The 19645-nt window shown below is 41.6% G+C and carries 13 protein-coding genes, 1 tRNA gene and 1 pseudogene; 5 read left to right on the top strand and 10 right to left on the bottom strand.

Annotation, left to right across the window (positions count from 1 at the left end; translation table 11 throughout):
- The 4 genes and pseudogenes from HWQ23_RS03215 to HWQ23_RS03200 all read right to left on the bottom strand — a co-directional run.
- A pseudogene (locus tag HWQ23_RS03215) lies at positions 1 to 227 on the bottom strand (molybdate ABC transporter substrate-binding protein); the annotation flags it as partial.
- A 368-nt stretch (positions 228 to 595) separates the two neighbouring features.
- Positions 596 to 1273 carry a hypothetical protein gene (locus HWQ23_RS03210; RefSeq protein WP_292823445.1) on the bottom strand — a complete coding sequence of 226 codons (678 nt, stop codon included), beginning with the start codon at positions 1271 to 1273 and terminating at the stop codon, positions 596 to 598.
- 789 nt (positions 1274 to 2062) lie between these two features.
- Entirely contained in the window at positions 2063 to 2914 is an 852-nt protein-coding gene (modD, locus tag HWQ23_RS03205) for a ModD protein (RefSeq protein WP_292823442.1), read from the bottom strand.
- A 537-nt stretch (positions 2915 to 3451) separates the two neighbouring features.
- Positions 3452 to 3522: transfer RNA gene (locus tag HWQ23_RS03200), tRNA-Cys, on the bottom strand.
- A 94-nt stretch (positions 3523 to 3616) separates the two neighbouring features.
- Here HWQ23_RS03200 and HWQ23_RS03195 point away from each other — a divergent pair.
- A complete protein-coding gene (locus tag HWQ23_RS03195; RefSeq protein WP_292823440.1) occupies positions 3617 to 4819 on the top strand; it encodes a site-specific integrase in 1203 nt (400 codons plus the stop codon).
- 475 nt (positions 4820 to 5294) lie between these two features.
- On the opposite strand, the gene HWQ23_RS03190 is transcribed toward HWQ23_RS03195, so the two are convergent.
- Positions 5295 to 5885 carry a chromophore lyase CpcT/CpeT gene (locus HWQ23_RS03190; RefSeq protein ID WP_292823438.1) on the bottom strand — a complete coding sequence of 197 codons (591 nt, stop codon included), beginning with the start codon at positions 5883 to 5885 and terminating at the stop codon, positions 5295 to 5297.
- A 103-nt stretch (positions 5886 to 5988) separates the two neighbouring features.
- Entirely contained in the window at positions 5989 to 7080 is a 1092-nt protein-coding gene (thrC, locus tag HWQ23_RS03185) for a threonine synthase (protein WP_292823436.1), read from the bottom strand.
- 666 nt (positions 7081 to 7746) lie between these two features.
- On the opposite strand from thrC, the gene HWQ23_RS03180 reads away from it, so the two are divergent.
- Positions 7747 to 7938 carry a hypothetical protein gene (locus HWQ23_RS03180; protein WP_292823434.1) on the top strand — a complete coding sequence of 64 codons (192 nt, stop codon included), beginning with the start codon at positions 7747 to 7749 and terminating at the stop codon, positions 7936 to 7938.
- Between the two features lie 101 nt (positions 7939 to 8039).
- Here the strand turns inward: HWQ23_RS03180 and HWQ23_RS03175 are convergent, their stop codons facing one another.
- Entirely contained in the window at positions 8040 to 10415 is a 2376-nt protein-coding gene (locus HWQ23_RS03175) for a hypothetical protein (protein ID WP_292823432.1), read from the bottom strand.
- A gap of 309 nt (positions 10416 to 10724) precedes the next feature.
- Here HWQ23_RS03175 and HWQ23_RS03170 point away from each other — a divergent pair, with 309 nt between their 5' ends.
- The gene (locus HWQ23_RS03170; protein ID WP_292823454.1) at positions 10725 to 12398 is read left to right on the top strand and encodes an iron uptake porin; all 1674 of its coding nucleotides are present in this window, start codon (positions 10725 to 10727) and stop codon (positions 12396 to 12398) included.
- A 1068-nt stretch (positions 12399 to 13466) separates the two neighbouring features.
- A complete protein-coding gene (locus HWQ23_RS03165; protein ID WP_292823430.1) occupies positions 13467 to 14123 on the top strand; it encodes a DUF2996 domain-containing protein in 657 nt (218 codons plus the stop codon).
- Between the two features lie 64 nt (positions 14124 to 14187).
- On the opposite strand, the gene HWQ23_RS03160 is transcribed toward HWQ23_RS03165, so the two are convergent.
- The gene (locus HWQ23_RS03160) at positions 14188 to 14685 is read right to left on the bottom strand and encodes a TM2 domain-containing protein (protein ID WP_292823451.1); all 498 of its coding nucleotides are present in this window, start codon (positions 14683 to 14685) and stop codon (positions 14188 to 14190) included.
- A gap of 610 nt (positions 14686 to 15295) precedes the next feature.
- Here HWQ23_RS03160 and acsF point away from each other — a divergent pair.
- Positions 15296 to 16372: a magnesium-protoporphyrin IX monomethyl ester (oxidative) cyclase gene (gene acsF / locus HWQ23_RS03155; RefSeq protein ID WP_292823428.1), complete on the top strand. Its 1077-nt coding sequence runs from the start codon at positions 15296 to 15298 to the stop codon at positions 16370 to 16372.
- A 101-nt stretch (positions 16373 to 16473) separates the two neighbouring features.
- Here acsF and HWQ23_RS03150 read toward each other — a convergent pair whose 3' ends face one another.
- Together HWQ23_RS03150 and hisD are read right to left on the bottom strand one after the other, a co-directional pair.
- Positions 16474 to 17649 (bottom strand): type I restriction endonuclease, encoded by a 1176-nt coding sequence (locus HWQ23_RS03150; RefSeq protein WP_292823426.1) that lies wholly within the window; start codon positions 17647 to 17649, stop codon positions 16474 to 16476.
- Between the two features lie 489 nt (positions 17650 to 18138).
- Entirely contained in the window at positions 18139 to 19419 is a 1281-nt protein-coding gene (gene hisD / locus HWQ23_RS03145; protein ID WP_292823424.1) for a histidinol dehydrogenase, read from the bottom strand.
- Positions 19420 to 19645: the final 226 nt, after the last annotated feature.

The raw sequence follows: 19645 nt of genomic DNA, 5'->3' as shown, positions 1-19645 counted from the left end.
CCCAGTTGGAGTTCTGTTTCTATTGCTTGCTCTCTAATCCCTGATGGGCCAAATAATGTATTCGTTCCTATTCCTGTTTCTTGGGTGAAGTCTTGGCTGACTTCCGTTAGTGCATTTCTTAAACTACCTGCTCCATATAAGTTGAGATTAGCTGCAAAAGCTTGATTTGGTATCAGAACACTAAAGGCACAAGCTGCCAAAGAACCTGTCAAAAAATATTTTTTCATCTGTTCGCTAAAATCTTCAAGTTTTTGGGTATTTTATCCTCAAAGCTAACATTACCAACTTAATTGGATAAATGTCAATCAATTACTTTATATAGACAAATGTTGACTTTGTTACTTATAATCCTCGGTTAAGAAAGTTATCAGTTGAGGCAAGCAGTTATTGAGCAGTTCTTGAGAAAGAATTATTACTCAATAACTCTTTTCCCTCCCCTGCCTCAACAGCTTATCCAAACCGTATTGGGCTTTGTTAATTATTGAAGATATGGTGGGCGTAAAACAAGTTTTACACCAGTCATACTCAATAGACTTACAAATGTCTCCAGAAGTTATTGCTGATATTATTGAGATTGACAACCTTAGTCTCTATATCAGAAATATTTTGGTTTCAAAGGAGAAGCAGGAGCAGATAATATGACGATGTTTGTCACATTACTAACGTAACGACCTCCAGCTTTGTCACCTGGAACTACTAAACGAGCAAATCCTTCGTCTGTTAAAGGCACGATTTTACCATCATTACCTTTTTTTGCAAATGCAACTAGCACTGTTTTCCCTTCAAAGTTAGGTTGAATTTCACCAATAGCTACGACTGCACCATAGCAATCTGTGGCGTCAACTAGAACATATTGCCTCAAAAAAGAGTTTTTAGAATTCACCCCAGAATTCCCAGGTTTTAGACCACCTCCGGCTTTCGGATTATTAATTAATTCCCATAGAGGGATTCCATAGTATGTTTCTGTTCGTGGCCCTGAGCCGGTTTGAAAGCTCACAGTGATTTCAGTAACTAATGCTGGATTTTGTTTTTTTAAAGTATCTCGTAACTTTTGCAGTTTTTGCAAGTTATAAGTGGTTGGATTATTGAGTTCTCCACCTAAGCGAAAACTTTGCGAATCACCTCCAAGACACTTATTTTTATCCCAGACAGAAGGTGTTTTTTCTTCTTTTTCTGAGGGAAGACTACTTCTTGAGTCAGCTAAAGTAGGCTGCCATAAAACCAGTATCGATAGCATTAAAGACGCAATGGGTATCGTGCGGGTAAAACGCATAAAACATTTCTCCGTTTACTATTGAATATTGAAAAAACTAGATTGTTTTGCTGAAAGCTGTTTGCTCACCAAAAATTAGTATCGTTATCGCCAAAATTGAGCAATTTGACAATAGGTTCTGTTAGATAAAAATCAAAACGGTTCTATCGTTAAACTTTCAACTCCTTACCAAACGCTACTAAATAGTTAGTTTTTAATAACTCATATTAAAAACTAATGAATCCTGACGCCAAAGTTAGCCGCAAACCTCTTGTTAGATTTGCGTTTTTCCAAATGGATAAGTGTATCTGTGTAATCTAATGAAGATAATACCAACTTATTGAGTAAATTACCATCTTATTTGGTAATCAAACGCTAACAAAATTAATTGTTATTTCTTTTTAAAATAGTGAAGCTTAATCTTGTATATAAACTTGCTGTGATTATTTGCTTTATAAATAGGTTACTATCAAGCTAATAAAGTGTTCATAAGTGAGATTTACCTGTAAATTAGAAAACTGTCCGATTTATGGAGAAGGGTTGTAGTTGTGCCGACACTATAGTTGGAGCAAAACTATCCAGCTACTAGACTCGTAGTGTATGCAACCAATAGACTAGTGGAACGGTTCACAGGTGCGGTGAAGAGAGCGATATAACCGTCTATCGCTCTATTTCATCAACTACTTAAGAGCTTCGTAAAACGCCTACTCTACTTCCGTTCTAAGCCTTGCGTAAACACTATTCTTTCTGGCTCAACTCCTGCGTTTTAACAACTGCAATCTTAAGTATTCAAACTAAATTAAAAATGCACTACTGTGCCATCGTCATTTTGACTGCAATATCGCACGGTTTACCAAAGTACGGTGAACTTGTCACTAAAATATCTACACCACTGCTAGCATAATCTTTTATATTTTCAGAGGTAATACCACCAGCCGCTGCTAGTTTTAAGTTTGGATACTGCTGCTTCAACTTCAAAACTAGAGGCTCAAGGTCTGGTAGGGGAATTTTATCAAACTGAATTAAATCTACACCTGCTTGAACAGCCATCCAAGCATCTTTTGGTGTATCTACTTCAACGCAAATACGTTGTTCTGGAAACTGTCGTCGCAGTTCATTCATGCGCTCAATTAGCGCAACTATACCTCCCAGGAATATCAGGTGTTGGTTAAAGATCAGAACTGTTTCAGATAATCCTAAGCGATGAAAAAATCCCCCGCCAGCTAGAACTGCTTTGATGGAAAGCGCTCTAGTACCTGGAAAACATTTACGAGTAGTCACAATAGAAACAGACTGATTTACTGATAAAGCAGTATCTACTAATACTCTTGTACGCGAAGCAATGCCGGAGGCGTATTCCATCAAATTTAAAGCAACTCTCCAGCCACTGTGCAAAGCTTCAGCAGTGCCACTAGCTTGAAGAATTAATTGCTTTTCTTGGCAGACTGTACCACTTTCGACTTGATAATGAACTTCGGCACCACAATATTTTAATACTCTGGCTGCTTCTTCAGTAGCGCAAATGGTCATCGGATGACGGGTAGAAAACTCGATTTCACCAGGTTGCTTGCCAATGCCAAGTCCGTAGGTTGTCAAATCTAGGTAGGAAACATCTTCCTGAATTAACTTAGCGATCGCCTCATCTGAGAAGAAAACACTCATTTTAGTTTTATGATCGGCTGACAAATAAATAGCTTAATCAAGATTCACACTCAACCTAATCTCATTCAGTTGTAGGAATTGTAATAATTACTACTATTCTCCCAAATAGTTGGTAAAAAAATAACTTTATTAATAAGGATTTGATTTAATCAACTGACTTTTAAGCGCCCAATCACAGCAAGCATTTATGTTTGTCAAAGTACGTTTAGCTGCATTAGCGCTAAGATTTGCAATGAGATAATCTGGAATTGCGATCGCATCATCCAATGTTTTATTTGGGAAACTGGCGATGTGATTGCGATACTTTGAGATTTTTTAGACTGCATAAGGTTAATTAACTGGGGTAAAAATCTTTACCTTGTTCCTTTACCCCAGAAATGTATATTGGGGTAAATACCTTTAGCTTACAAATTTACCCCAGTTCTTTACCCAAACTACCCAAAATTACTCCAAAAATATTGGAAGGCTCTGGAAACAAGCCCTACAACTACCATTAAAAAAGGGCTTCAAAGCCCTGTAATGCTTATATTTCTTAGAAGGCGGCACCCGGATTTGAACCGGGGGTGGAGGTTTTGCAGACCTCTGCCTTACCACTTGGCTATGCCGCCATCCTTTCTGTAGACCTGTTTTGAGCTTTCCTCTTGCTATTTAGCTACCCTTTAGCTACCATTAGGTAAGGCAAAGGTAGTAGGCTAGCTTAATATGGTACAACCCATAAGAACTAGACAAGCCAGAGGTACAGTAGGCATAGAAGACCATAGAGGTAAACTAAGGCTTAGGTTGCCTACCATGCTGACCAAGCAAGGTCAGAGCAGGTATATGATGACAGGTCTAGATGCATCTGACTATAACAGAAAACAGATGAGAATGCTAGTCGCACTAATGGATGAGGAAATAGCTACCGGACTGTTTGACTGCACACTAGAGCGCTACAAGAACAGACTAGAGGGTTACAACAGACCTCAGCTAACCATAGTCAAGCCTCATCAACCTCAGCAAGACTTAGCACAGCTATGGGCGGCATATTGTGCTTATATGGAACCTCAACTCGCTGCAACTACCTACCGAAGGGACTATGCAAGGAAATATACTAACCATATTGCTGCATTACCTACTAAGGACTTGAATGAGGCTATTGCTATCAGAGACCATCTATTAGCTACCCTATCCCCTAATGCAGCTAAGAGAGTCATAACCTACCTTGCCGCTTGCTGTAAATGGGCTGTAGGCTCTGGTATGGTCAAGGATAACCCATTTGCTGGCATGTCAGAGGATATTAAGCTACCAAAGCATGATGCGGATGCTATTGACCCATTTAGTAGGGAGGAAATGCATAGCATCATTAAGGCATTTGAGGTGACTAGACCGCATTATGCCCCATTTGTCAAGTTCTTATTCTGGACAGGTTGCAGGACAGGAGAGGCAATAGGGCTAACATGGGGGCATATTAACCAGGAATGTACTCAGATAACCTTCTGCGAGTCCTATGACTCTGGGTTGAAGGTTAGGAAGGGTACTAAAACAGGTAAGGCTCGAAAGTTCCCCTGTAATAGCCAACTCAGAGAGCTATTACTATCCATTAAACCTGCTGATGCGGCTAAGGATACATCAGTATTTACCAGTCCTAATGGAGGCATGGTTAACAATACCAAGTTCAGTACTCAGGTCTGGAAAGGCGGTAGAGCAGGCGATAAGACTTACAGAGGGGTAATACAAGGCTTAATGGACTCAGGCGCTATTAACCGCTACAGATGTCTTTACAATACTAGGCATACTTTCATTACTTTAATGTTGGCACAGAGGTATCCAGTCTCTACAGTTGCTAGGTTGGTAGGAAACAGCCCAGCTATCATTCTTAAGCATTATGCGGGTAATGGAATACCTATAGAGCTACCAGAAATGTAATAGCGGCTAAGGAATATTGAACCCTCTTAGTAATGTACTAGAGAGGGTATTTTAATGGGTAGTATCTTGGGTATTAACCGGGTATTGACCGGGTATTGACTTCAGTAGTAGCTATAAATAGTATATAGTTAGTACCTAGTTAGCATGGTTAGTATAGTAGGTAAGGTTGACTCTTTGCAACCTCTGCCTTACCACTTGGCTATGCAGCCACACCAGGATTCCCTGAACTACTCTAATGTTTCTAAGATGTTTTAGTCACCATTCAGTAGCTATAGGGCGCTAGTTAAACCATGATTGCATAGGATTGTGAGCTAGAGATAGTGGGTTAACTCGATGTTTCTGGTAGTCTTTAGGCGATCGCTAGAAAATTCTGATCACAAGTTGACTATATGCTACAAACAACTCCTAGTAGATTCAGGAGAGTGATGAGTTTTAATTCCTAACTTTTAACTCCTAACTCCTAACTTCTCACTTGTTACACCTTAACTTCATCGGCAAAACTGCTCCAACGGACAAAGTGAAATGGGCCGGCGATAGAACCCCACAGATGTTCATTTGTGTCTAAATCCCTTCCGCGATCGAGGCTGAAAAATTCTTTAGCGTCAATCTCAAATTCGTTATCCAGATAAGTATTTTTGCCGTCACGAACCACAATGCAGCCTTTACCAGGTTCAACCTTACCTTTGAAGCTATTACCTGTCCACTCTACAACCATGTTGCAACCTGGCATTTTTTCCAATTGATCAACGGATAAAACTTTTAAACGTTCGGGATCACGAGATGCGCCGTAAAATTTTTGTTCTTCTTTAACCGTGTAGTGTTCAATAACAATGTGGTTTTCTGCCGGAATCAACTTCATTACCCGCATCCGGTAGGGTTGATTGAGCATAAAATCATAAGCTTGTTCGAGAAACAAACTTACCCCTGAGAACAATTCCAAGGGAAGGGGACGGATACACACGCGAATGTGGGCATAAAAAGGCGGATTTTCAAAAGCTTGTTCTTGATTGCTAAAGTCAGCTGCCATCCACCCGGCTAAGGTGGCAATATCAGTAGAATGAGTCACGTCGCTTCGCTCCGAATTCAAAATTCAAAATTCCTCTGGGAAAGTTCTGATGCCTACGCAATTTTTCAATTAGCTTCAGTAGATCGCTTTTAGTGCCAGAGTGCTAAAATCCCATTGCCTGGGCTACTGCGCCCAATTCTGCTGCAATACCCTGTTGAAATTGACTGTAATTGTGTTTAATGGCTGTATCTGGGTCTTTTAGACCATTGCCTGTGAGGACACAAACCACTGTCGCCCCTGTAGGAATTTGGTCTTTCACCTGCAACAACCCGGCTACAGAAGCGGCGCTAGCAGGTTCGCAGAAGATACCTTCTGATGCTGCCAAAAGTCGATAAGCATCGAGAATTTCTGCATCGGTAACGGCGTGGAAATTTCCCTGACTTGCGGTTTGCGCTGCAACAGCTAACTCCCAACTAGCAGGGTTGCCAATCCGAATTGCTGTCGCTAGGGTGTCGGGATGCGCCACTCGCTGACCGTGTACTAAGGGGGCTGCACCTGCGGCTTGGAATCCCATCATTCGGGGTAAGCGATCGCACTTCCCATCTTGATGATATTGACAAAATCCCATCCAATATGCTGTGATATTTCCCGCATTGCCCACGGGGATACACAGCCAGTCTGGCGCATCACCCAGCACATCAACTATTTCAAAGGCTGCTGTTTTCTGTCCTTCTAGGCGGTAGGGATTGACGGAATTCACCAAAGTGACCGGATAGCTTTCGGCCATTTCGCGGACAATTTCTAGCGCTTGGTCAAAATTACCTTTAATTGACAATACTTCTGCACCGTAGAGTAATGCTTGGGCTAACTTGCCCAGCGCCACATAACCTTCGGGTATCAACACAAAGGCATTCATTCCCCCACGCCTTGCATAAGCGGCGGCGGAGGCTGAGGTGTTGCCCGTACTGGCACAAATCACTGCTTTTGCCCCTGTTTCCTTAGCTTTGGAAATTGCCATAGTCATCCCCCGGTCTTTGAAGCTACCGGTGGGATTGAGACCGTCATATTTTACAAAAACACGCACTTGTCTGCCAATGCGTTCTGCGATCGCTGGCACTGGTATTAGGGGTGTGTTTCCCTCCAACAGAGTGACAGTCGGTGTTTTTTCGCTGACGGGCAAGTATTCACGATAGGCTTCTATCAGTCCGGGCCAGGGTTGGCGATGAGATTTAGCAGTAGACAGGCTCAAAGTCACGGGATTTAAAATTTCTTAATGTAAGGATCGGATATTTAGAAAGTGTGGGAAAAGGAACCGCAGAATCGGGAAGAGGAAGAAAGTAAATTTTTCTTTGCCAGTTCGCAGTTGAGAGTTCCTTAATTCCAAACGTATATTATTAAGAATATTATTTTTTGTGGTGCAGGCGTTTTACTTGCTATTTTTATTTTATTTGAGAATGTCAGTTTATCATAACCGCGACCGCGACCTTCGGTTTAACGAAATATAGTCTATCTAATTTCTTGCGTAAATTTCCTTAAAGTACAAAATAATTTATACAACCATAATTAAGGACTGAGAAATAAAAAAATACTCAACTACTTCTTGTGCGGTGGGTGAAAAAGGCTGCCCATAGCTTAAGGCGGGCTTTTCGTCCCACCCCAAAAGATGGATAATTTATTTATTGGAAATCCCTTAACAGGCTATCAATTAAGTATTGCTAAGTACCGTCGAGTGGAACGAAGCTTTGCACACTTGGGGCGATATATTCTCTGGAACACAGCCATTATGATCACCGTCTCTTATGATTGAACCTGAAATCCATTAGAGTAATTGATTGAAAATATCCAATATTATAATAAAGCTGAAAAGAGAATTATTATAATATTTCTAATGGTGTGAGTTAAATTGTGGATTTAATTAGCGATGCCTACTTGTTTATCTAGTGTTTCCGATCGCGAGTCCCAGACTACCTGGGTGACTCAGTTAACCAAGTCTTATTATCAAGACGATCAGCAAGCTAAATTTATGCATTTACAAGCAGAGGTAGACTCCCTGTTGCAGCAGTTGGAAAACCTGAAGCACCAACGTCTAGCCGACACTAACCAACAAGAATAAGTCACTCTTGTAGATAGCGATGTCTACGACGGGCTACGCCGGAGCTTTTCCCCTCTCTAATCTAAATTTTAGTCAGGGGCTAAATTTTGGTAAGGAACCTGCTATTCAAAGCGCTGATTTTTCTCTGACCAGCGCCTCAAACTGTAGTTATGGGCATTTTCTACAAGTAAAGCTAAGGATTGCCCGCCTGAAAGCTTGGCGATCGCAGAGAGTTTTTGTAAGTAATTTCCTGTAAAATCTGTGTAAATAACTTTATTACTATCAGACAAAATTATAGTCCGTTCACGGCGTTGCTCTGTGTTTTTCCCCGGAATTCCAGGTTTAGGCTGATTCAAGGATGCTATTTCTTCTACTGAGATAGTCAGTATTATTTCTGGTTGAGCGTTATTTGTTAAATCAATCACTTGAACCGGCCAATCACCCAAGTTTTCTTGCATCTGCTCAAAGGTAGGAATAGCACCACCTGGAAGTTCACCAGATTGCTGTAAAGATTGCCACAGACTCGATAAAATTACCTTCACCCCTTGCGGATTATGTTGATACACTTGTTGTAAAGTGATTGGAGATGGTTGCACCCATTCCAGTGCTGCATTTGTCAAGGCTAAAGATTTGGGTTGGAGAACATCGTTTCGATTCTCTAGAATTTTTGGGCCAGCAGCTAATAGGCGCAAAACTTTCCCCCGTAGTTGCACCGCTTTGATAGCGGCTATAGTAATTTTTTGTTCTCCATTTGGCAACCAGGACACAATCTGGATTTCAGGGTCAGAAGTGATTCCCAAAGTTTCCCAGAAAAATTTGGCGGGGGGAGTTTTGGGTGGGTTGAAATTCTCAAAGGGGGAATTTAGCCAGCGTTTCCCGTCATTAAATGCACTCACTTCCACCTGATACCAAGCTTGGTTATTTGTGAGTTTCAAATCTGCTGGGGAATTTAGTTGCAGCCATTCGCTGTTGATGACTTGAGTAATTGGTTGCACTGTACCAACAATTTGACTAGGGTGAGTAGAGGATGACTTTGTACTCTCACCATTGAGTCTTGCTAACAAACCTTGAATATAGACAAGATTATCTTTTGTAATTTCTGGTTGCGCCTTTAACCAGGAATTAGCATGTTCTTCTCCCTGCTGAACTGTTAAAATCAAAGCGAACCAAGCTTGCACGTCTGTCCTATTTGGGTTCACCCGCAACGCCGCCACTGTGCGATTCCACAACCGTTTTTCATCAGCTTTGAGTAGGGTAGCAATTTCTTGGGCATTATGTGGCGACGCTTGAAATAGCTGTAAAGCTTTGCCCCAGCGACCATCAATCAAATCTGCCAGCACTTCTTGACTAGGACTTGCCCAAATTTTCTGGGCTTGGGTTTTAGTAAGTTGGGAATGCAAGCGAATCAAATCCATTTGCGCTTGCGCCGCCTCTGGCAAAACTCCTTTGCGCTGTTTCTTGATGAATTTCAACCATTCAAAGGCTGGTGTCCACAGTCCACTACGGGCAATTGACAGGGCGTTTTGGTATGCATAATCCTTGAGGGCTGGTGAGTTGAGAGTAATCGCCTCCAATTGAATTGGTCTGAGGAATAATTTCAGAGGCTTGACTCGGTAAACCTGTAAGTGCGGTTCTAAACCTACTGTTTGATCAACAACTAACTCTTTTGTAGCATCACCAGTTACCTGCTGCCATTTGGGCAATTGTCCATTCGGACTAATCCAAGACAACATTTGTAGTAAATTGGTGCGTTCTGGATTGTAGTATACAACGTAACCGTAGGCGAACGCACCAGTTCCCTGTTGGCGTTGACCCCGCAAATTAAACCAAACTCCTGGTGATGGTGTCCCACCTTCAAAGCGTTGCACTTGAGTTAAAGGTAGGGAAATGTTGATATCCTGGGGTTCTGATGTCCCATCAAGCAAGGGAGAAATTACAAAGGATTCCTCTGATACAGTTATAGGTAATTGAGTCGCTAGATAGTAGTAGTTTTCTGATTGGGATTTAAACTCTAACTCTTGTGAGCGTTCGTAAACCCTGAGTTCCACAAGTTCTTCACAATCAGATTGGCAATTAGCACGCTGTTGAAAAACTGGCAGTAAAAATGAGTTTTCCGCATCCTGATTTAAAGGCAGAGTTTCCCCAAATATTTGGTTTTTCTTACTTAAATCGAGTTGAATTTGTTTGAGAGTTTGGGGGCGTTCGTGCTTACCAAGGGGGATTTGTACCCATGCAGGTAAAATTTTATTTAGCCAGCTTACCTGATCTGGATTGAAGATGAAGAGAACACTAATCCAGGCAAAAGCCATAATTAGACTAGCACTACTCAATAGAATTGCGTAGGCGCAGCCCGTCGTAGACATCGCTAGTATTGACGACAACCAACTTCCCCGTTTTAGCTTTTTCTGGGGTTTTTTCGCGAGGCGTTTCATCCCACCAGCATGAGGTTGATTTCCTTTAGAGGCTTTTGGCCTCAGCTTGCGTGACCGATTTGCCATATTAGTTTTCAATCAATCCAATAAGACTTATTAGGCATTGGGCAATTCAATTTTGGATTAAATTTCAATTCTTTAATCTAAAATCTAAAATCTAAAATCTAAAATTCTTACTCCCCCACTCCCCACTCCCCTGTTATACTCGTCCTTTCAGAAGTTGCCCAGAAGCATTAAGTCTAATTTTGGATAAAATCCGTAAATATCCCCATGTGAACGCTAACTGATCGCGAATACACTCTTCACTTAAGTATGTGAGCCGAGTGTAAAAAGTTGAAAGGTAGACTTATTAGCCGCAGTCATTGCAAAACCAGGATATTGGCATGGTTACTAATTGCCGGAGTAAATGGAGTTGCACAAAAAGCACTAGCACAAGAGTACATAAATACAGTAACTACTCAGGAGTCAAAAGTTAAGAACGATAATATTATTCCCTCATCCCCCTCTTTCCCCCTCTCCCCAGAAGATCCGATGGCGCAAGTTACATCGGTTTCTCAACTCAAGGACGTACAAACCAACGATTGGGCATTCCAAGCCTTGCAGTCTTTGGTGGAACGCTATGGTTGTATAGCAGGCTATCCAGATAGCAGCTATCGCGGTAATCGCGCCTTAACTCGGTATGAATTTGCCGCCGGTGTGAATGCTTGTTTAGATAGAGTCAACGAATTAATCGCTACAGCCACCAGCGATTTAGTCACCCGCAAAGATTTAGCAATAATCCAAAAATTGCAGTCAGAATTTGCCCCTGAATTAGCAACTTTCCGGGGTCGTGTCGATAGTTTAGAAGCCAGAACCGCCGAAATCAAAGCCAACCAATTCTCAACAACAACCAAACTCAATGGATTATTGATAGTTGGCATTCAAGGACGGACTAACAATCGTGGTGATGTTAATCTTAGAGATGGACAAAAAGATACAAATGATGCAGGGACAAACACTAATATTATATCGCTAGCGCAACTATATTTAACTAGCCAAATTACTCCCAGCAGTTACTTGTTTACAGGTCTTATAGATGGTAGAGGAAAAACTTCACCTAGATTTACCAATAGTGTTTCCCGAAATGATGTTTTACTTGGTTACGAATTTCCTACAGATGGCTTGATTATAAGTGACCTCAATTTTCATTGGCTGGTGACAGATAGATTAGCAATAATGGTGGGAACAGAAGGCGTAAGTATGCCAGCTGCTTTCCGAGGCCCCAATCGGGTAGAAAGTGCTGCAACAGGGCCGCTGTCTTATTTTGCCCAAAGAAACCCAATTTTAAATATGGGATATGGCCACGGCGGTATAGCTATTGATTGGCAATTTGCTAAACGCGCTAGTTTGCAGGCAATTTATACTAGTTATCAACCAGGAAATCCTGGTAAAGGTAGCGGTTTATTTGATGGAACCACCACTACAGGTGTGCAATTGCTGCTGACACCAACCAATACTCTAGATTTAAGTTTGTATTACGTTAACAATTACTCCTCAAATGGTTGTTTACTAACCTTTGTTGGCGATGAATGCTTAACTACAGTTAATACCAGTACCGGAAAATCAGCACCTCTGCAAACCAACGCCGTGGGTGCAACTCTAACTTGGCAAATTTCTCCCCGTATTACCGCAGGTGCGTGGGGTGGTTATACTAAATCTTACATTCCTGGGCAATCGGGAAATGTAGAGACGACGAATTATATGGTATTTCTAAATTTCCCTGATTTATTTGCTAGAGGAAATTTGGGGGGAATTTATGTCGGCCAACCTCCTAAAATCACTAGTAGCAACTTATCTGTAGGGAATAATGTCCCTGATTTTATTAATACAGGTTTAGGACGTGCAGGTGGACAACCAGGGACGACCACTCAAATTGAGGCATTTTATCGTTTTCAGCTAACAGATAATATTAGCATTACACCAGGAATAATTCAGATATTTGAGCCTGGTAATACACCAGATAGTGACTCAGTTACCATCGGCATTATGCGGAGTACTTTTAGTTTTTAATTCCGCTTGCAGATAAATATTATAGAACTTAAGTATTGATACACGTTTATACCCAATAGGGCACAACGAACTTTTGAATATCTCTTTTCTAATACCCCATACGCGACAGATTAATATTAATAGTCCTAGTCGAGACAATATCTCTCTTAATTGGGATGGTGTTCCAGCAGTTTAGTATATTTGAAACGCTGACTGTTACAGAAAACATTGCCCTGGCGCTGACTGCTAGCGAAAAATAGAATTTATCAGGAGTTGCTAAAAGAATTCTCACCCTATCGGCAGTATACGGTTTAAATACAATACGCTTGGATTAAGGCTAAAAAATAAAACTGGTGTAGGTTGGTTTGAGGAACGTAACCCAACATTATCAAGGCTTTGTTGGGTTTCACTTCCCTACGGGACGCTGTTCGCGTTCGTTCAACCCAACCTACGATTCTTCTTAACCCAAGCATATTGGGTTTAAATAAATTAGGACTTACGCATTGACAAGAAATACTAAATATGAATCAAGATTAAAAACCATATCTTTCGTAAGGGCACAGCAATGCTGTGCCCCTACAGCATGATCTATTTACGTAGTTTACCGCCGTAGGCATCGCAGGATAATTAAGAAAAGCCTGAAAACTTCCTCAATAGAATTTATTGCACATCACGATGCATTTGTACAGTGCGTAAGTCCTATAAATAAGCCCTTTCAAGGTGGTGAAATTTTTGGACAATAATTCCTCTTTTCTCTGTGTTCTCTGTGCCCTAGAACGTTAGATAAATTACTTTTAACCCGCATATGCACGGAGGGAGCAGAAAGAAGAAAAGAGATTTTACGAGTCACCTTGAAAGGGTTAGTCCTATAAATATAGACGGCGATCGCCATTGCAGATACTAGCCGCGATGAAATTGGACGCAGGATGGCGGGAATTGGCTTTGGTTAGGCATTGCTACTTAAAGATTCCGCGCGGGTTCCTTTTTTAAGAATTCCGCGCAGAGGTAGTAGTATGTCAAAATAAAAATACCCGATACCTCAAGGTGAGCGATCGCTCCCAAAGCTAGATTAAAGGATTGACCTGAGCAATGGCAGACCAAACCAATCACAATCAAGCGGGAGAAGTAGCTCCCAGCACTGTTGACAAGCAAGCTCCCAGTGTGTCCGAAGAACACGCTCCTAGTACAGACTCACCCGAAGCCACAGACATTCCTACTGCCAACGCGCCAGATCCTAAAACCGCAAACTCTGAAGATAACCCCAATTCTGCTAAACCAGCTGCTGCATCAGCCAAGCGAGAAAAACCCGCAGCCGCAGTCGGCGAAAAACCCGCAGCCGCAGCTAAAGCCGCCAAAAAGGAAAAAGCCCCAGCTGTTGAAGATAAGCCATTTGTAGAGTTCATCGAGCAAGATTACTTACCAGCTTTACAAAAAGCGATCGCTCAACAAGGCGTGCAAGATTTAGAGGTGTCTTTTGCCAAGCAGAAAATGCCAATCACTGGCTTTGAATCCGCCGAAGAATGCTGGCAAATTATCGGCAAATGGAAAGAAACTGGTCTGCGTCAGTTTAACCTCTATTTCCCCGAAGAAGATATTCAAGGGAAAAAGGGATTTTCCTGTAATGAAGGCAAAAAACCTAGCACTCTTGAGTCATTCTTAATCGATGAGCGCCGAATTACACTCGATTTGTTGGTATATGGCTTAGTTCAGCGCTTGGACGGTCAAAAGTGGTTAGGTATAAATTAGTAATTGGTTATTAGTCATTAGTCATTGGTTTTTGACAAAAAACAAAATCACTAATGACTGTTGTTTAAAGTTCGTGGAAATGGTAAATAACGGCTCCAGTATTGGGGTCGTTATCGATTTTTACATAACCTGATTTATACATCTCATTCAGAGTAGCTTGCACTTGGGCAAAGCTAGCTCCCGTGAACTTCACGCCTTGAGTGACAGTTAAAACACCGCTCTTGCTTTCCGCCGCTTCGATTAGTTTAACCATGAGTTCGTTACCACTTGGCGGGTGGACTTGAGAAGCAACCACTGCTTGATTTAACGGCACACCAAAGGGAGATACACCCGCTTTTAATCTCAGCTTGTGTTCGTATTCGTTAACCATGTTGGGGATGAGAAGCAGATCCACGATCTGCCCTACAGAAAACAAACCAAAAGTACACAGCCACAATAAGCCTGTCCCTATTTTGCCATTATACAAGCGGTGCAGCCCTCCCACCCCGAAAAATCCGACTGCACACAAGATGTAAGAAATAAGAAGTCGGTCTTTCTGCTGCTGATTGTTTTCAAGATTCATCTTGTTTTCAACCCTTTGGATTTGCTCTTGTTGTGTAAGATAGTTTTTCCATACTGTTTTGTTTGATATCAGCATGGATAGCGAGAGTAATTAGAAGTTTTAACTAATCGTGCCAGTCATGGATTGTTAATTTCAAGATGATCAACTGATGATCAGACCCCTTAATTCATTGTAGCAAGAACTACAGAAAATCACTGAAATACTAGTACAGAGGGCGCGTCAATCGAGCAATCATCTCAATTAACCAGACAAGTTGCTCTAAGCTTTTTGTTAAAGGTAGGTAAACTGACGCCGTGTTGTACTAGTGTTTTGAGAATCCGATGGGCGTGTGCTAGTTCATTTCACCTACTTGAGTTGACTACTAATCTCCGATTTTAGATTCCGCAAACATTGAATCATTGTTGCAACTCTTAATGTTTCACTTACTAATTTGTAACCCACACCTTGGTAGACTAAACTTTATACAAATGGATTATTGTCGGCTGTTGCGCCTTGCCAGAGCATTACCCTTGGGTTTTTGGTGAGGCAGTCGCTTAAAGGGGTTTTCCCCATGAAGAACTGCCGAACGCGAAGGGTGTATTCAAAATAAAGACGAAAGAGCAATCAAGACATGGTAGATTCCCTTAAAAAACCAGGCTTTGAAGAAATCCGGCCAGGGATTAAAGTCCCGGCAAAAGAAACCCTGTTAACACCTCGGTTTTATACTACCGATTTTGATGAAATGGCGCGGATGGATATCTCCGTCAACGAAGATGAGTTAAAAGCCATTCTCGAAGAGTTCCGCACTGACTACAACCGCCATCACTTTGTTCGGGATGCCGAGTTTGAACAATCCTGGGATCATATTGATGGGGAAACTCGCCGATTGTTCGTTGAGTTTCTGGAACGTTCATGTACAGCAGAGTTTTCTGGCTTTTTGCTGTATAAAGAACTTGGTCGTCGCTTGAAAGGAAAAAGCCCCGTCTTGGCAGAGTGCTTTAACCTGATGTCACGGGATGAAGCGCGTCACGCTGGCTTTTTGAACAAAGCTTTGTCGGACTTTAATCTGTCCCTAGATTTAGGGTTTTTGACTAAGAGTCGCAGTTATACGTTCTTTAAACCGAAATTCATCTTTTACGCAACTTATCTTTCTGAGAAGATCGGTTATTGGCGCTACATCACCATTTATCGCCATTTAGAAGCACATCCCGAAGACCGGGTTTATCCAATCTTCCGGTTCTTTGAAAACTGGTGTCAAGATGAAAACCGTCACGGCGATTTCTTTGATGCGATCATGAAATCTCAGCCGCAAATATTGAATGATTGGAAAGCACGGCTGTGGAGTCGGTTCTTCCTGTTATCTGTGTTTGCGACAATGTATCTTAATGACATCCAACGCAAGGACTTTTATGCCACCCTTGGGCTGGATGCGCGAGAATACGACATTCATGTAATTAAGAAGACCAACGAAAACGCAGGTCGGGTGTTTCCATTGATGCTGGATGTAGAAAATCCAGAGTTTTATCAACGGTTGGATACTTGTATAAGCAATAACGAGAAGCTGGGTGCGATCGCTAACTCCAGCACTCCGAAATTCCTGCAAATCTTCCAAAAACTGCCGCTTTACATCTCCAATGGCTGGCAGTTATTGCGGCTGTACCTGATGAAGCCGATTGATACTATTTCTGCTCAAGGGGCAGTTCGTTAAGTTCTAACAGGTTTGCGAAAGCTTTAGTGGTTCTGTTGATTGCAGAGCCACTTTTTTTTGTCAAAGTTGGGTAGGCGTAGTTTTGCAGTAGATACCTTGAGTTAAGCTGATTTTTCCATTCTGATTACATCTGGGGTGAATGTTTGATGCTTCGCTACTTCTGCCTCATAACATCTGAGAATCAGTGATGTAAGTTTATCAAAATCACTGACAGAAGAAATAATTACTTTTGATGCGGCATCCCCCAGAGAAGCTGTTACTTCCTGCACTTCAAAGTTTGAAGCTAGGGACTTTACTTCATCTACACTTAGTCGAGTGATAAAACTTTTTTTCTGCGAAGACAGATATAGTCTCAGAAACCACCAAGTACTTTTGCCAACAAGATTGATACCAAAGTATGAAGCAGTATCCTTATATTGGGGTTCCAAATTGTTACTCCTTGAGGTTTGCGTAATTGCTTTAATTTTTTCAAAAGCTTCGATTTCTTCAGCAGTTGTTACTACTTTTGATTCTTGAGATTCTTGTTGTTTTTCCTCTTCTTCAATCTCTTGTTCTACTTCCAGTTCAACAGGCTGAGTTATTTCTTGGCTAAGTGAGCGAGTCATTAACTCTACTAAACTTCCCTGAATCGACTTTTTAACAATTGGTTTAAATTTATCAATAATTTTACCAGTAATTCGACCTTTAATTTCATAACTAGGGGCAACTGTACCGAGTTCAGCCACTAAGAAGCGAACAAATTCTTCAGAAGGAGAACGTAAAAGATTTCCTAGAAGCTGAGTCATGCCTTTTACATAAACCATTTCCTCCGCATGGTTGGTAATAGCTGTAACCTCAAAATTATCACGGTGAAAAAATTTGAGGTTATCAATATCTTTAGTATCATATTCCAGGATATTAAAAGTAAAAAATGGCTCCTTGTCCATGACATTTTTATCACGCAAGTCTGTAAAGAAACGGTACTCAACCCCATTAGTGACAATAGCTACTTTTGTTGTCAAAAGTCCATTAAAATAGCGGCTCAACTGCCCATCATGTGCTTCAGCTTTTTGACCACGGGCTTTTGCCTCTACGAGCATAACTTTAGTACCGTTAATAGCTAAAGCGTAATCTACCTTTTCAAACTGCCCTGCTTTTTTAGTAGCAAAGTCTGCTACATATTCCGGCATTACTTCACTAGGATCATAGACATCGTAGCCAAGAGCGCTTAAAAAAGGAACAATCAGTGCCATCTTAGTAGCTTCTTCGCCAATAACTTGGTCAAATCGCTTACGCACTTGTTCAGACAGCTTGATAATATCTTCAGTGAATCCCATCTTGCTTACTCCTGGTAGATTAGCGATTTTTGATACACGTTTTTTATAAAATAGGAGTGATTGCAGGGTTATATAGTAGATTGAATTTGAAAGTTTTAGCGCGATCGCCTTCTGGATCACTCTTATAAAAGTATTCCCAAATAAGTACCAGCCTGTAACACTCATGACCGGTTAATATTTTTTACTTTAAAAAACTTCTGTATTGATCAGTTTGAAAGAATTCCGGGAATTCTCCAATGGTTTTTGTTACATAGCGATCGTTGTCATGAATGCGCGATCTACCGAAATGAGAAAGCAATATGCCTTTTTGCTTGCTGAATCTACCGAAATGAGAAAGCAATCAAGCATTTTAAGAAAGTAATAAGTTATAAATATTCCCATTTAACCTACTTACTCTTAAATTTAGAATTGCTGACTGGGAATGAAGAACTGCAAAATTATCTCAGCTTCTTATTGCAGACGCACAGATACACTACCGGCATGGGCAGGTAAACCTTCTGCTTGTGCTAACGTCACGGCTGCTTTGCCAAGTGTCTGTAATGCTTGTTGATTGCATTCCAAATAGGTAATCCGCTTGAGAAAGTCGTAGACACTCAAGCCAGAGGCAAATCGGGCAGAACGTGCAGTAGGCAGTACATGGTTGGGGCCTCCTAGATAATCGCCAATTGCTTCTGGGGTATAACGTCCGAGAAACACGCTACCAGCACACTTAATTTGATTGGCAAGTAATTGTGGGTTGTCTGTGCACAATTCCACATGTTCTGGAGCTAGTTGATTTAGCAGTGGTATACTTTCTGTCAAATCGCTGACAATAATCACGGCTGCATAATTTTGCCAACTGGCATTGGCGACTTCTTTGGTGGGCAGATTAGCGAGAATTTGCTCAACCGCCGCTATCACTTTGTGAGCAAAAATTTCCGAATCAGTAATCAAAATTGACTGGGCGCTAGGATCGTGTTCTGCTTGCGATAGCAAATCCCAGGCAATCCAGTCTGGGTTATTATGTTGGTCGGCTACCACCAGAATTTCTGAAGGCCCGGCGATGCTGTCAATGCCAACAGTGCCAAATACTTGACGTTTAGCTTCAGCAACATAAGCATTACCAGGGCCGACAATTTTATCTACGGGGGCAATGCTTTCTGTACCATAAGCTAATGCTGCGATCGCTTGCGCCCCACCAATGCCGTAAATTTCCGTGACACCAGCAATTTGGGCAGCTGCGAATACGGCGGAATTAATCTCACCGCCAGGCATCGGTACTGTCATAACGATTCGTTCCACGCCGACAATTTTGGCAGGTAAGGCGTTCATCAATAAAGAACTAGGATAGCTGGCACGTCCTCCAGGTACATAAATTCCCACTTGAGACAGCGATATCCAATTTAATCCCAGTTTTACCCCGGCTGTATCGGTGTAGCTAATATCTTGCGGTAGTTGTTTTTCATGGAAAGCCACAATCCTAAGAGCAGCAAATTCCAGCGCCGCCTTGACATCAGCAGGACATTGTGCTGCGTGTTCGGCAATAAAGGTTTCGCTCAGATGCAAAGACTGGGGATTGTAGTGATCAAAGCGGCTAGTATAGTCCTTGAGAGCAGCATCACCACGCACTTTGACATCAGCTAGAATCTCGCGTACTGTCCCACTAACATCAACTGTAACTTCCCGGCGATCGCTAACAAGGGTTTTGAATCTACTAGAGAAATCTTTGTCGGTAGTTTGAAGCAGCTGCATAAACAGTACCTTGCAAGGGGTGAGTTCTCTAATTAGTTTACACATGAGTTCGACGGGTTAAAAAAATTATCACTCCTATAAAAGTATTCCCAAATAAATATCAGCCTGTAATACTCAACATCTGTTCATAAGTGCAATGGTGTTAGTAATGAATAACAATAAATCAGAATGTTTAGACATAGGAGTAGAGACGTAGCAGTGCTACGTCTCTACAAGGGTTCTGGGT

The sequence above is a fragment of the Nostoc sp. JL33 genome (assembly GCF_017114985.1).
Classification (GTDB): Bacteria; Cyanobacteriota; Cyanobacteriia; order Cyanobacteriales; family Nostocaceae; genus Nostoc.
Note: the sequence above shows the minus strand (reverse complement) of the source record. Positions and strands in the feature narration are given on the sequence as shown.